The sequence below is a fragment of the Burkholderia sp. BCC1208 genome, assembly GCF_902833095.1.
In the GTDB taxonomy this organism is placed as follows: Bacteria; Pseudomonadota; Gammaproteobacteria; order Burkholderiales; family Burkholderiaceae; genus Burkholderia.
This window is the reverse complement of sequence record NZ_CADFDY010000015.1, coordinates 47870-61100: the sequence shown is the minus strand read 5'-3', so window position 1 is coordinate 61100 and position 13231 is coordinate 47870. Positions and strand designations below refer to the sequence as shown.

10 protein-coding genes and 1 pseudogene are annotated in these 13231 nt (G+C 68.4%); 6 read left to right on the top strand and 5 right to left on the bottom strand.

Features of this window, described 5'->3' with window-relative positions; genetic code table 11:
• Nucleotides 1–16: 16 nt before the first annotated feature.
• The 3 genes from HWX09_RS31565 to HWX09_RS31555 form a co-directional block, all read right to left on the bottom strand.
• Complete coding sequence (locus tag HWX09_RS31565; RefSeq protein ID WP_027781416.1) at nt 17–1375, bottom strand: DUF3999 domain-containing protein; 1359 nt, start codon at nt 1373–1375, stop codon at nt 17–19.
• The gene (locus HWX09_RS31560) at nt 1372–4740 is read right to left on the bottom strand and encodes a DUF2339 domain-containing protein (RefSeq protein ID WP_027781415.1); all 3369 of its coding nucleotides are present in this window, start codon (nt 4738–4740) and stop codon (nt 1372–1374) included. The genes HWX09_RS31565 and HWX09_RS31560 overlap by 4 nt, the downstream gene beginning before the upstream one ends.
• A gap of 262 nt (nt 4741–5002) precedes the next feature.
• Entirely contained in the window at nt 5003–5245 is a 243-nt protein-coding gene (locus HWX09_RS31555) for a hypothetical protein (protein ID WP_155257273.1), read from the bottom strand.
• Here HWX09_RS31555 and HWX09_RS31550 point away from each other — a divergent pair.
• The 5 genes and pseudogenes from HWX09_RS31550 to HWX09_RS31530 form a co-directional block, all read left to right on the top strand.
• Nucleotides 5224–6515 (top strand): annotated as a pseudogene (locus HWX09_RS31550) (glycine betaine/L-proline ABC transporter ATP-binding protein); the annotation flags it as partial. The gene HWX09_RS31555 and the pseudogene HWX09_RS31550 overlap by 22 nt on opposite strands.
• Nucleotides 6508–7404: a choline ABC transporter permease subunit gene (gene choW, locus HWX09_RS31545; protein WP_027781413.1), complete on the top strand. Its 897-nt coding sequence runs from the start codon at nt 6508–6510 to the stop codon at nt 7402–7404. The pseudogene HWX09_RS31550 and the gene choW, both read left to right, overlap by 8 nt.
• 109 nt (nt 7405–7513) lie before the next feature.
• Nucleotides 7514–8512, top strand: a complete 999-nt coding sequence (locus tag HWX09_RS31540; RefSeq protein WP_027781412.1) for a GlxA family transcriptional regulator — start codon at nt 7514–7516, stop codon at nt 8510–8512.
• 103 nt (nt 8513–8615) lie between these two features.
• A complete protein-coding gene (locus HWX09_RS31535) occupies nt 8616–9563 on the top strand; it encodes a choline ABC transporter substrate-binding protein (RefSeq protein ID WP_027781411.1) in 948 nt (315 codons plus the stop codon).
• A 294-nt stretch (nt 9564–9857) separates the two neighbouring features.
• Nucleotides 9858–10484: a trimeric intracellular cation channel family protein gene (locus tag HWX09_RS31530; protein ID WP_027781410.1), complete on the top strand. Its 627-nt coding sequence runs from the start codon at nt 9858–9860 to the stop codon at nt 10482–10484.
• 9 nt (nt 10485–10493) lie between these two features.
• Here HWX09_RS31530 and HWX09_RS31525 read toward each other — a convergent pair whose 3' ends face one another.
• A complete protein-coding gene (locus HWX09_RS31525) occupies nt 10494–10919 on the bottom strand; it encodes a PACE efflux transporter (RefSeq protein ID WP_027781409.1) in 426 nt (141 codons plus the stop codon).
• A 147-nt stretch (nt 10920–11066) separates the two neighbouring features.
• Between HWX09_RS31525 and HWX09_RS31520 the strand changes: the two genes are divergently transcribed.
• A complete protein-coding gene (locus tag HWX09_RS31520) occupies nt 11067–12011 on the top strand; it encodes a LysR substrate-binding domain-containing protein (RefSeq protein WP_027781408.1) in 945 nt (314 codons plus the stop codon).
• Here HWX09_RS31520 and HWX09_RS31515 read toward each other — a convergent pair.
• Complete coding sequence (locus HWX09_RS31515; protein WP_027781407.1) at nt 11998–13158, bottom strand: hypothetical protein; 1161 nt, start codon at nt 13156–13158, stop codon at nt 11998–12000. The two genes, HWX09_RS31520 and HWX09_RS31515, sit on opposite strands and share 14 nt — an antisense overlap.
• Nucleotides 13159–13231: the final 73 nt, after the last annotated feature.

The following is a 13231-nucleotide window of genomic DNA, read 5'->3' as shown; positions in this document are numbered from 1 at the left end:
CCGCGTTACCCCGGGATTACCCGTCGCGGCTGCGCGTCCCGCCGCCGCCTTTCGCGAGGCGCCATGCGATCGCGCCGAGCACGCCGACCGCAACCACCAGCGCGCCCCAAAGCACGTAGCGGCGCCCGCTATCCAAATCGGCAGTTGCCGTCGGCGAGACCGCCGACACCGGCAGCGCCGCGCCGACGCGGGCAGGCCGCACTTCGGGCGCCATGCCGACCAGCAGTGCGTCGCGGCTCACGGCCGACGATACGAGCGACGCGTCGCCGACGCCGAGCGTAAACGGCGGCGTGCCGCGCGCGACAAAGGTCAGCGCGGCCGGATGCCAGCCGAGCGCGACGGCCGGCTGGCCGCCGCCGAGCCCGCCGTTGCGCATGTCGACGACGATTCGCCACGCGCGATCCGTATTCGCGATGAACTCGAGCGGCGGATTGCGTTGCTCGCCGCCCTTGCCCTGCAGCCGGAACAGCACGGCGGCCGCGACGTCGCGCCACGGCGCCTGCGTATCGGCGCGGCTTTGCAGCGTCGCGCGCGCGACGGTGTTCGGCTGCGGCAGGTCGATGCGCACGCGGTCGACCGGATACGCGCCGTCGGTGTCGAACAGATACTCGCCCGGCGCGGCGCCGGCACGTATCCGCACGGCGTCGCGCCACTGGCGCGGCACCGACGCCGTGTCGGTGCCGCGTGCGTCGCGCGAATGCGTCTCGACGTCGATCGACGCGATCGCCGGCGCGTCGTCGAGCCAGTCAAGCCGAAGGTAGCGCGGCGCCGCGCCGTCGAGCGCGATGCGCTCCTGCACCAGCATGTCGTTGCCGCGGCCCACTTTCAGCAACTGCGTGCTGCCGAGCGGCCGCCAGCTGCGCAGATCGTCGCTCGCCTCGACGGACACGCGTCCCTGGTAGCTGTCGTCGTCCACGTGTACGAGCAGCGCATCGATGCTGCCGTCGGCATGCGACAGGTCGACGAGGTCCGCGCGGTGCCGGGTGCGCGAAGGCGTCGCGAAGGCCGCGCGCAGCGCGCCGTCGGGGCCGACCGTCACGCCGAGCGACGCGTTGCCGTTCTCGGCGCGTGCGAGCGGCAGCGGGAACCAGTGCACCGGCGTGCGGGACGGCGGCACGGCGGGTGCGGCCGCGGCCGGCGCATCGAGCGAGTACGGCACCGGCTCGCCCGCGCCGTTGAAGACGCGCACGTCGCCGAGATCGTCGCGCCGGCTCGCCGCATACACCGGCTGCGGCACGGTGAGCTGGTAATACGCTGCACTGCCGTCGAGGTCGAGCGCGAAGCGCTGCGTGGCGCGTCCGGCGTTCGGTGCGCCGTCGGCTGCCGCGAACGACGCGAGCAGGCTCAGCCCGAGCAGGGCGGCGAGTCGTTTCATGGCTGGCCGTCCTGTTGGGCGGCGGCCTTCGGCGGCAGCGGCGAGAAATAGCCGATCAACAGCAGCAGCACGCCGATGCCGATGAACGACACGATGCGCTCGATGCCGGTGACGTGCGACAGGTCGAACAGGAACAGCTTGACGACCGTGAGCGCGAGCAGCGCGGCGCCGACGAACCACAGCGGTCGCAGCCCGCGGCGCGTGGCCCAGATCGTGATTGCGAGCGCGCAGACCGTCCAGTACACGGACACCGATGCCTGCACGAGCGTCGATTCGGCCATCGCGCCGAACTCGTACGGCACGCCGGCCCAGTGATGCAGCGTGCGCAGCAGGATCGCGTTCAGCCACAGGAATCCGGTCGCGCCGGCCGCACCCAGCAGTTCGACGCGATACTTGCCGAACGACCAGCCGAGCTTGCGCGCGCGCACGAACCACGACGCGGCGAGCGCATAGACGACCGCGAGCACGAGATCGAGCGGATTGAACAGCGGTACGCGCGCCCAGCTTCCACCGTCCTGCGTGAAGTTCGCGTAGAAGGTCCACGCCCACATCACGACGATCAGCGGCAGCGACGCGAACGCGCACAGGCGAGCGATGCCGTCGCGGCGCGTCAGCCACATCCCGGCGAACGCGAACAGGCTCCAGCCGACCATGAATACCTGCTGGATGCCGAACGACGACAACACCGTGTCGATGTCGTAGCCCAGGTGCAAGCGGTGATGCAGCGTGCGCAGCATCAGCGCGTTGAACCACAGGAACACGGTCGCGATCGCCGTATAGTCGACGGCGCGCGGATGCCATGTGATGCCGAGCGTTTTCAGGCGACGCAGCCACGCGGCAAAAGCGACGAAGACGAGACCCTGCGCGATGTCGAGCGGATTGAGCAGCGGCAACCAGAAGAGCGGCGCTGCGTCGCCGTCGCTCACCGTGCTGGCGATGCTCCATAGCCACAGCAGCGCGGCGAGCGGCGCGGCTCCCCATACCTGATAAGCGCGCGGGAACGCCGCGACGGGCCAGCGCAGCCGCGAACCGGGGCCCGACACGAGCAGGAGCAGCGCGCCGAAGCCGTACGCCCATGCGCTCCAGCTCCATGCGCCTTCCGGGACGAACGCGCGCAGGCGCCAGAAACCTTCGAGCGACAGCAGCCCGCACAGGGTCCAGAACGTCAGCGTATGCAGTGGCGCGAGCACGCGCGCTGCAACGGAGGGCGCCGCGCCGCTCGTGTCGGCGGCGTCGGCCATGCCGCGCGACTGGCGCCACAGCAGTGCAAGTGCCGCGCCGATGGCCACGGGCCACGCGAACGCGCCCATGCCCGACAGCGGCGCTTCGTGTGCATCGAACGCGCGCAGCGCGAGCAGCGCCAGCACCGGCGTGAGCGCTAGCGCGGGCCATTCGGCGAGTGGCCACGCGAGCCGGCGGCGCGCGACGTGCGCGAGCCACGCGGTGCCGGCCGCGAACAGCGCGGTCGTATCGACGACGAAGCGGTCGGCGTGCAGGTCGACGTGACGGCTCGCATGGATGAGGATCTCGTGCAGCCCGCCGCTGACCCACCACAGCAGCCCCCACGCGGCGGCCGCGACACCGATCTCGGGCATCCAGGCGTGCCATGCGCGCGCTTCGCCGCGCCCGTGCAGCCACCAGCCGGTGAACAGGCCGGCGAGCGCGATCAGCAGCATCGCGATATACGGGCTGTTGAGCACCGGCAGCGCAGCCGTGTCGGCCGGGCCGAGCAGGCTCGTGAAGAACGCGCCGGCCGCGGCGACCTGCATCAGCAGCCCGAAGCCGAACGGCAGCAGGCGCTTCTGGCGCACGCCGAGCCACACGACGGCTGCGCCTTCGATGGCCCACGCGGCGCTGGTCGTCGGCCCCGAGAACGCGAGCGGCACCGCGAGCGTCGCGAAGATGACCGCGAGCGCGAGCATCGATTCGAACAGCAGTCCGAGGCGGTCGCGGCGCCGCGCGAGCCATGCGGCGACCGCGACGTAGAACGCCGACAGCGCGACCGCGCTCCACGCGAGCCCGAACGGCAGGTCTTTCACGAGCGACGCCTGCAGCGCGGTCGCGACGATCGGCGTGCCGAATACGAGCGTGCCGTCCACGTAGTGTCGCAGCGCGAGTTCGCGTTTCACCGCATACAGCAGCGCGATGCCGACATACATCAGGAAGAACAGGACGAGGAACGGCTCGGTGCTCGCGAACAGGGCGGGGCGATAGGCCGTCACGCCCCACGCGGAGCCGATCGTGAACGTGAACACGAAGCCGAGCAGATTCAGCGGGCGCCAGGCCTTGAACCACGCGATCGCGAAGATGCCCGCGTTCAGTAGTGCGTAGTAGCTGAACAGCGCGACGTGGTTGCCTTGGCCGGTCGACAGCAGGATCGGTGCGAGGAAGCCGCCCGCGCTGCCCATGAACGCGAGCGGCAGCGCGTTCTGCCGCACCGCGAGGAACGCGCTCAGCGCGCAGACCGCGACCATCAGCGGGAACGCGGCGCCGACGGGCAGCAACGCATAAAGCTTGGTCGCGGCGAAGATCGTCAGGTACAGGATGCCGACGCCGCCGCCTTGCAGCACGAGGCCGTATGCGGCGCGGCGCGCGCGCACGCGCCAGCCGATCGCGAGCAGCGCGGCCGCGGCGAGCGCCGTGCCCGCGAGACGGAATTCGATCGGCAGCATGTCGTTGTCGGCCGCGTACTTGAGCAGGAACGCGACGCCGAAGAACAGCACGATGATCCCGACACGCACGACCGTGTTACCGCCGAGCAGCCAGTCGCGCGCGGCGCCGAAGGCGCGTTCGGCGATGCCGGGTTCGCGCGGCGCGGGCGGTTCGGGCGGGGCGGCGGGGGCGGGGGCGATGACGGTGGTATCGGCGTGAACGGACGCAGGCGCGGCGCGTGCCGCGGTTGCCGGTGCGGGCGGTGTAGTGTGCGCCGGGGTCGACGGGGATGCCGGCGGGCCCGTGCGTGCGGCGACCGGTTGTTGCGCGGGTGGTGTCGGGAAGTGTGTCGGCAGCGGCGCGGAGGCGGCGTCGGCCGAAGTCGTTGGCGCGCTGCCGCCGGATGTCGCCGCGCCGGCCTTCGCGCCCGCCAGTTGAGCGCGCAGCGCGTGGAGTTCGCGCGTGAGCGTGTCGACGGTTGCTTCGAGGCGCGCGACGCGATCGGCGAGTGGTAACGGGGCAGGAGGCGGCGCGGAGACGGCAAATGCGTCGGGCACGCCGCGCTGGTTCTGCAGCTTGCGTTGCCGCAGCGCGTGCCCGACGCAGAACCCGACGGCGGCCCCGAGCAGCGAGCCGCTCCCGGCCGAGAAATCCCCGATCAAGGCGGCGATGCCGCCCACGACGAAACCGATTACGGCGAATGCCCAGTTCAACGCCTTGCTCCCTCTCACTATCGTTATCGTCCTTCGATCGGGATCGCACCGGATCGAGGCTGTTTCAGCACGGCCGGCAGGCGAACCGGCATGTGCGCGCCGTGCGGTTGGGCCCTCGTGCGAAAGGCCCGCGGCAACGTCGCGATCGGCGTGTTTGCGGGGAATGTATCACAGCGCGTCTGCTCCGATTTTCGGGTTTGGCGCAGTATCGCGGGGTGCGCCTTTCGGTGTCGTCATACGGCTTTTTGCACGGTCATGCTTTTTACTGGCGAATGCGGTGTGCGCTTTCGTCTGAGCAGATCCGCGCCGGAACGGACGTCAACTTGTCGGAAAGCGACGCGTGACCGATGCGGCCTGGCGCAAAATCCCATGTGTCGTTTGCCGCGCTGCTGCGCACAAGTCCGGCGGGCGATGCCCGTCGTTGCAGGCCGTGCGCGTATTGCGCCGCCGCAATCGGCGGCGCGGCCCGCCGGACGGGGCTGGCGGCCGTGTCGTATTTGCGCAAGCGTTTGTCGTAATTCGTCGGCAGGTCGGGGTTTTTTCTGGCAACTATGTAGGCACGCTATGACAAGCGCGAGTCCCCGCTACACGAGGAGAAGGTTTCGATGGATGCCCCCAAGGTTGTGGTCGAAGGTCTGTGCAAGGTGTTTGGAAGTAATCCGCAGCAGGCGCTCGACATGCTCGCCGCCGGCGCGACGAAGGACGATGTGCTCAAGCGCACCGGTCAGGTCGTCGGCGTGCACAACGTCTCCTTCGATGTGCAGGAAGGCGAAATTTTCGTGCTGATGGGCCTGTCCGGTTCCGGCAAGTCCACGCTGATCCGCCTCGTGAACCGGCTGGTCGATCCGAGCGCCGGCAAGGTGCTGGTCGACGGGCTCGACGTCGCGTCGGCGCGCCGCTCGGCGCTGACCGCGTTGCGCCGCAAGGACATGAGCATGGTGTTCCAGTCGTTCGCGCTGATGCCGCATCGCACCGTGGTGTCGAATGCCGCATTCGGGCTGGAAGTCGGGGGCATGGGCAAGAAGGAGCGCGAGCGCCGTGCGATGGAAGTGCTCGAGCAGGTCGGCCTCGCACCGTTTTCGCACAAGCTGCCGTCCGAGTTGTCGGGCGGCATGCAGCAGCGCGTCGGCCTTGCCCGCGCGCTGGCCGTGAACCCGTCGCTGATGATCATGGACGAGGCGTTCTCCGCGCTCGATCCGCTCAAGCGCCGCGAAATGCAGGACGTGCTGTTGCAACTGCAGAAAGACCAGCGCCGTACGATCATGTTCGTGTCGCACGATCTGGAGGAAGCGCTGCGCATCGGCAACCGCATCGCGATCATGGAAGGCGGCCGCCTCGTGCAGGTCGGCACGCCGCAGGACATCATCGCGAACCCGGCCGACGATTACGTGCGTGCGTTCTTCGACGGCATCGACACCAGCCGCTACCTCACCGCCGGCGACCTGATGCAGACGGGCGCCGTGCCGACCATGTCGAAGTGCGATGCCGCGAACGTCGCCGCGTCGCTGAACGGCAGCGCCGAATACGCGTTCGTGCTCGACGCGCAACGCAAGATCCGCGGCTTCGTCACGCGCGATGCGATCGGTCAGGACACGCCGTCCGTGCGGCCGGTCGAAAGCATCCGGCGCGATGCGTCGCTCGAACACGTCGTCGCGCGCGTGGTCGCGAGCCCGAATGCACTGCCCGTCGTCGACGACGACGGCTGCTACTGCGGCTCGGTCGATCGTGCGCTCATCCTGAAGGCCATCACGCGTTCGCGAGGCTCCCATGTCTGAAATGATTCCGCTCGGTACCTGGGTCGACCAGGGCGTTCACTACCTGCTCGACCACGACGCGAAGACGTTCGACACGATCGGTCAAGCGATCGAGGGGCTCGCGGCATTCGTCGAGCATGGCCTGCAGGCAATTCCGATGTGGATGATGATGGCGATCTTCATCGGCGTCGGGCTGTGGCGGGTGGGCTGGCGCTTCGCGCTGTTCACCACCGCGTCGCTGCTGCTGATCTTCGCGACCGGCTTCTGGGACCAGACGGTCATCACGCTCGGCCTCACGCTGTCGTCGACGATCATCAGCCTCGTGCTCGGCATCCCGCTCGGCATCTGGGCCGCGAAGAGCAAGTGGGTTGCCGCGATCGTGCGCCCGATCCTCGACCTGATGCAGACGATGCCCGCCTTCGTCTACCTGATTCCGGCCGCGATGCTGTTCGGTCTCGGCCGCGTGCCGGGGATCCTGTCGACGGTGATCTTCGCGATGCCGCCCGCGGTGCGTCTCACGAGCCTCGGCATCCGCCACGTGAACCGCGAGATCGTCGAAGCCGGCCAGGCGTTCGGCTGCACGCCGTGGCAACTGCTGTACAAGGTGCAGTTCCCGAACGCGCTGCCGTCGATCATGCAGGGCGTCAACCAGACGATCATGATGGCGCTGTCGATGGTGATCATCGCGTCGATGGTCGGCGCGGGCGGCCTTGGCAACGACGTGCTCGCGAGTATTCAGCGCCTCGACATCGGCCTCGGTTTCGAAAGCGGTCTGTCGGTCGTGCTGCTCGCGATCATTCTCGACCGCATCACCGAGAGCTTCGGCCGCGCGCCGGGCACCGTGAAGGCGCCGCTGTTCTCGGGCCTCAAGCAGCTCTTTCGCGTGAAGGCCGAGCCCGCGCAGGCCTGATCTTCGGCGGCCAGGAAATACCCTGGCCGCGACCCTGAATCGAGATAACGGCTCCCGCGGCTTGCGCCGCGGGGCTGGCTCCCTGCAACCTCCTCGCCAGGAGACCGATGTGACGTCCGCCGTCGCTGTCGCGCCCGCCGCCTGCGTTTCACCGGTTTCGTCCCTCGCCCATTTCGGCTTCCTGACGCTGCCGAACTTCTCGATGATCGCGTTCTCGAGCGCGGTCGAAGTGCTTCGGATGGCGAACTACGTCGGGCGGGCGGAACACTACCAGTGGTCGATCTACTCGCTCGACGGCGCGCCCGCGCATGCCAGCAACGGCATCGCGGTGCGGCCCACGCAGGCGCTCGACTACGAGAACCTGCCCGACGTGATGATCGTGTGCGGCGGCATCCGCATCCGCGACACGGTCGACGAGGGCGCGCGCGATACGCTCGCGGCGCTCGCGGCCCGCGGGCTGCCGCTCGGCGGCATCTGCACGGGCGCCTACGCGCTGATGGCGAGCGGGCTGCTCGACGGCTATCGTTGCACCGTGCACTGGGAGAACCTGTCCGCGCTGCATGCCGAATTTCCGCAGGTCGGTTTCGCCGACGAATTGTTCGTCGTCGATCGCGACCGGCTGACCTGCACCGGCGGCACCGCGCCGCTCGACCTGATGCTGAACCTCGTCGGCATGCGGTTCGGCCAGCAACTGGCCGCGCAGGTATCCGAGCAGTTCATTCTGGAGCGCATCCGCAGTTCGACCGATACGCAGCCGATTCCGGTCGATGCGCGGGTCGGTTTCTCGCGGGCGGAGCTGATCGAGGTCGTGCGGCTGATGGAGGCGAACATCGAGGAGCCGCTGTCGCTCGAGGAGCTCGCGCGGCTCGTGCGGCTGTCGCAGCGGCATCTGCAGCGCATGTTCAAGGTGTACCTGAACGTATCGCCGACTCACTATTACCTGACGTTGCGCCTGAAACGCGCACGCGACCTGCTGCGTACGACCGACGCATCGATCGCGCGTGTGACGACGGTCTGCGGCTTTCACTCGCCGTGTCATTTCAGCAAGGCATACCGCGCGCAGTTCGGCCATGCGCCGAGCTACGAGCGCCGGTTGCCGGGGCGCTGAACGGGCCGAACAATCGGTACGCGACGTCGCCGGGATCGCGGCGCGCGGCTTCAATAAACGATCCCGCATTCAAGCAAACGACATCACTTTGAGGAGAAGAAAGATGAAGCGCCTATTGATCGCAGCGGTGTGCGGGATCGGGATAACCGCGCCGATGTCGGCCGTTTATGCGGCCGATCCGCCCGTTTGCAAGAACGTGCGCTTCGCCGATGTCGGCTGGTCCGACATCGCGGCGACCACGGGCCTCGCGTCGACGATGCTGCAGGGGCTCGGCTACAACCCGACGAAGACGATCGCCTCGGTGCCGATCACGTTCGCGGGGATCAAGAGCAAGCAGATCGACGTGTTCCTCGGCTACTGGTCGCCGACGATGGACCCGATCATCCAGCCGTTCACGAAGGCCGGCACGATCAAGGTGCTCGCGACGCCCAACCTGACCGGCGCGAAATACACGCTCGCGGTGCCCGACTACGTGTACCAGGGTGGCCTGAAGTCGTTCGCGGACATCCAGAAATACGCCGACAAGCTCAACGGCAAGATCTACGGGATCGAGCCGGGCAACGACGGCAACGCGCTGATCAAGAAGATGATCGACGGCAACCAGTTCGGTCTCGGCAAGTTCAAGCTGGTCGAGTCGAGCGAGGCCGGGATGCTGGTCGAGGTGAACCGCGCGGCGCGCGACAAACAGTGGATCGTGTTCCTCGGCTGGGAACCGCATCCGATGAACGTGCAGATGAAGATCGACTACCTGACCGGCGGCGACGACGTGTTCGGGCCGAACTACGGCGAAGCGAAGGTGCTGACGGCGACGCCGCCCGACTACGCGCAGCGTTGCCCGAACGTCGCGAAGTTCGTGTCGAACCTGCAGTTCACGACGTCGATCGAGAACCACGTGATGATGCCGATCATGAACAAGCAGGATCCGAACAAGGCCGCCGCCGATTGGCTGAAGGCGAATCCGCAATCGCTCGACAAGTGGCTGGCCGGCGTGACGACGATCGACGGCAAGCCGGGCCTGCCGGCGGTGAAGGCATACCTCGGCGTGCATTGAGCGTGACGCGTCGCGCTTTGCGGCCGCGGCCCGAAGCCTGACGTGAACGTCGAGCCGGCGCAAGCAGGGAGACCTGCTTGCGCCGGCTTTTTGCTGTGTGCATCGCCCTCGCGCCGACGGGCGGCGGGCGATGCGCTAGACTGCTCGATCCCCGATCGAGGAGACGGCAATGACCCGCAACCCGCTTGATGCATCCGGCCGGCTACGCGCAGCCGGCACGCGGCCGAACGGCGCGACCGCTTCGGTCGACGCAGGCGGCAACCGGACGGTCCGATACTTCGGCCCTTCATTCGCATGAAGCGCATCGGGCAAGTCGTGCTCGCCGCCGATCTCGCGGGCACGGCGGTGTTCGCGATCGAAGGCGCCAATGCGGCGATCGGCGCCGGACTCGATCTGTTCGGGGTGATGGTGCTGTCGCTCGTCGTCGCGCTCGGCGGCGGCGTGATTCGCGACCTGTTGATCGGCGCCCGCCCGCCGAGCGCCGTGAGCGACTGGCGTTATCCGGCGCTCGCGTTCGCCGCCGGGTTGTTCGCGTTCGTGTTTCATGCACGGGTCGCGTCGTTCTCGCCGGCGCTGCTGACGACGCTCGATGCGGCCGGCCTCGCGCTGTTCGCGGTGGCGGGCGCGGTGAAGGCGCTCGAATTCCGCGTCCACCCGTTCATTGCGACGCTGATGGGCGCCGTGACCGGCTGCGGGGGCGGCGTCGTGCGCGATCTGCTGCTCGCGCGGATACCGGTCGTGCTGGTCACGGATATCTATGCAAGCGCGGCGCTGCTCGGCGCGGTCGTCGTCGTGTTGTGCCGGCGTCTCGGTTGCCCGCCCGTCGTCGCGGCCGTGCTCGGCGGCGTCGCGTGCTTTGCGTTGCGGATGGCGGCGGTGCGCTTCGGCTGGCAGTTGCCGAAAATCGCCGCGGGGGCGTAGGCGCCCGACTCACGACCCCTTCGTCGCCGCCGGCACGTCGAACACGCGATCGAACGCCCACTGGAACACGAACGCGTAGCAGAAGAAGAACGCGAACAGCCCGATATCGACGACGAACGCATCGAACCACGAGATGTTGAGCCACCATGACACGACCGGCACGAGGATGAAGATCAGCCCGCCTTCGAATCCGGTGGCGTGCAGGATCCGCCGCCCGAGCGTACGCGCCGGTTGTCGGCGCGATGCTTCCCAGCGCTCGAACAGCGCGTTGAAGATCATGTTCCACAGCATCGCGATCGCCGACATCGTCGCCGACAGCGCGCCCGAGTAGACGAGATCCTGCTTGAAGAGCGCCGCGATCACGGGCGAAATGCAGGAAATGGCGATCGCTTCGTAGAGCACCGCCTGCGTGATCCTGCGCGGTAGGCCTTGCACGGGGTCCCTCCGGTTCGACTGCAACCATCGCGGCGCCATGCCGCGACGTCCCGCAAGGCTACCCGCGTTGCGCGCCCGCTTCAATTCACCTAATCTCATCCCGATTGAATCCAATTCAACCCGGCCGCATCCGGCCCGCGAGGCTTCGTGTTCTCGAAACTCCCCCTGACCGCATTGCGTGTATTCGAATCATCGGCACGGCTCGGCACGTTCAAAGCCGCCGCGGACGAGCTCGCCGTGACGCCGGCGGCCGTGTCGCACCAGATCAAGTCGCTGGAGAGCCGCGTCGGCGTGCTGCTGTTCGAGCGCGGCGCGGGCGGCGTGCGGCTGACCGAAGAAGGCGAGCGGCTGTTTCGCGCGAGTCACGATGCGTTGCTGGCATTGAGCCGCGGGCTCGACGCCGTGCGTCCGGATGCGGCCGACGCGCGCCCGCTCGTGCTGACCACCACGCCGGCCTTTGCGGCGATGTGGCTGATTCCCCGTCTCGGTGCGTTTCGCCGCGTCGATCCGCACCTGCACATCAAGGTCGAAACGGGGAACGCGCTCGTCGATCTCGAACGCGATGCAAGGATCGATCTCGCGATTCGCGCGACGTCGCGCAAGTTTCCGGCGCTGCACGAGATTGCGTTGATCGACGAGTATTTCGGCGCGTATGCGGCCGCCGGCTTCGACGCGCATCGCACCGACGCGCCGCTCGACCTGATCGAGACCGTGTGGGATACACCGCTGCCCGTGTCGGTCGACTGGGCGTCGTGGTGTCGTGCGGCGGCCCGGCAAGCGTGGCTCGAACGCGCGGTGTTTCGCCATTACGACGACGAGCATTACGCATTGCAGGCCGTGCTGCACGGGCAGGGTATCGCGCTGCTCAGTTCGGTGCTGGCCGCCGAGCACGTCGAGCGCGGTGCGTTGATGCCGATCGAGCCCGCCGTGCGGCTCGACGGCGCGCGCTTCGTCGCGCTGTGCCGGCCGGGGCGGGAGCGCGAGCCGCAGGTCAGGCGGTTTCTCGACTGGCTCGAAGCGGAAATCGCGCGGACGCGCGATGCGGTGGCGCGAATGGCGCCCGCCGATTCTCGCGTCGCTACCCGAACCTGACGCAATACACCGGCGGCAAATGCGCCGATACCTGTCGCCAGTTGTCGCCGCCATCGACTGACGTCCATAACCCGCCCGTCGTCGACGCCATCGCGAGGCGCGTGCCGGAATCGTCGACCGCGAGCCCATGCCGGTACACGAGGTCGTACGCGGGCGCGGCCGGCAACCCGTTCGACAGGCTCTCGAAACTGCGGCCGCCGTCGCGCGTGCGCGTGACGACGAACCGGCCGTTCACCGGAATCCGGCACGCGTCCTTCACGGCCGGCACGAACCACGCGGTATCCGGTTCGTGCGGATGCACGGCCACCGCGAAACCGAAGCTCGACGGTTGCGCTTCGATGCGGCGCCAGTGTTCGCCACCGTCGGTCGAGCGGAAGATCGCGCAGTGATGCTGCGTCCACAGCACGTCCGGATCGGCCGCGCACTGCACGACGCGGTGCGGATCCTGCATGTTCGGCTCGCCGCGCCGTTCGGGCGGCATGTAGTCGGCTTCCATGCCTTGCGCGGTCACGCGCCACGTTGCGCCGCCGTCGAATGTCTGCCAGACGCCGCCGCACGAGATGCCGACGGCGACGTGTCGGCTGTCGCGCGGATCGACCATCACCGAATGGATGCCCGGCGCGTCGTACCCGCCGCCGCCCCATTCGGCGCGTTCGGGGCGATCCCACAGCGCGCGGTTGAGTACCCAAGAATCGCCGTGGTCGTCGGAGCGGAACAGGCCGCCGGGAATCGTGCCGGCCCACAGTACGCCGGGTTCGTCCGTGCCGCCGGCTTCGAGCGACCAGATTTGCTGAAGGGTCCACGGCGGCTGCGGCGACCCGGGCGGTTCGTCGTCGGTGTCGCTGCCGCCCGTGTGCGTATCGGCACGGGCGGGCGGCGCATCGACGTCGGCGTCGGCGGGCTGGGGCGGATAAACCGGGGCCGCACATTCCTCCCAGTCGGCGGCGCCGGCGCGCATCCGATGCAGCTTCACGCCGAAATGGCCGAGATTGAGCGCCGCATACAGCGTGCCGTCGCGCGGGTCGGCGAGCACCATGCTCACGGGCTCGCCGATGAAATGCGGTTCGCCGAGCGTCCAGCCGTCCTTACCGTCGGGTTGCAGGACGAACAGGCCCTTGCGGGTGGCGACGAGCAGTCGATCGTTCATGTGCCATGTCTCCGGATGGTCCGCCTTGGCGCGACGGCGCTTGGTATGGGGGGATGCGCCCGTGCATCGATCC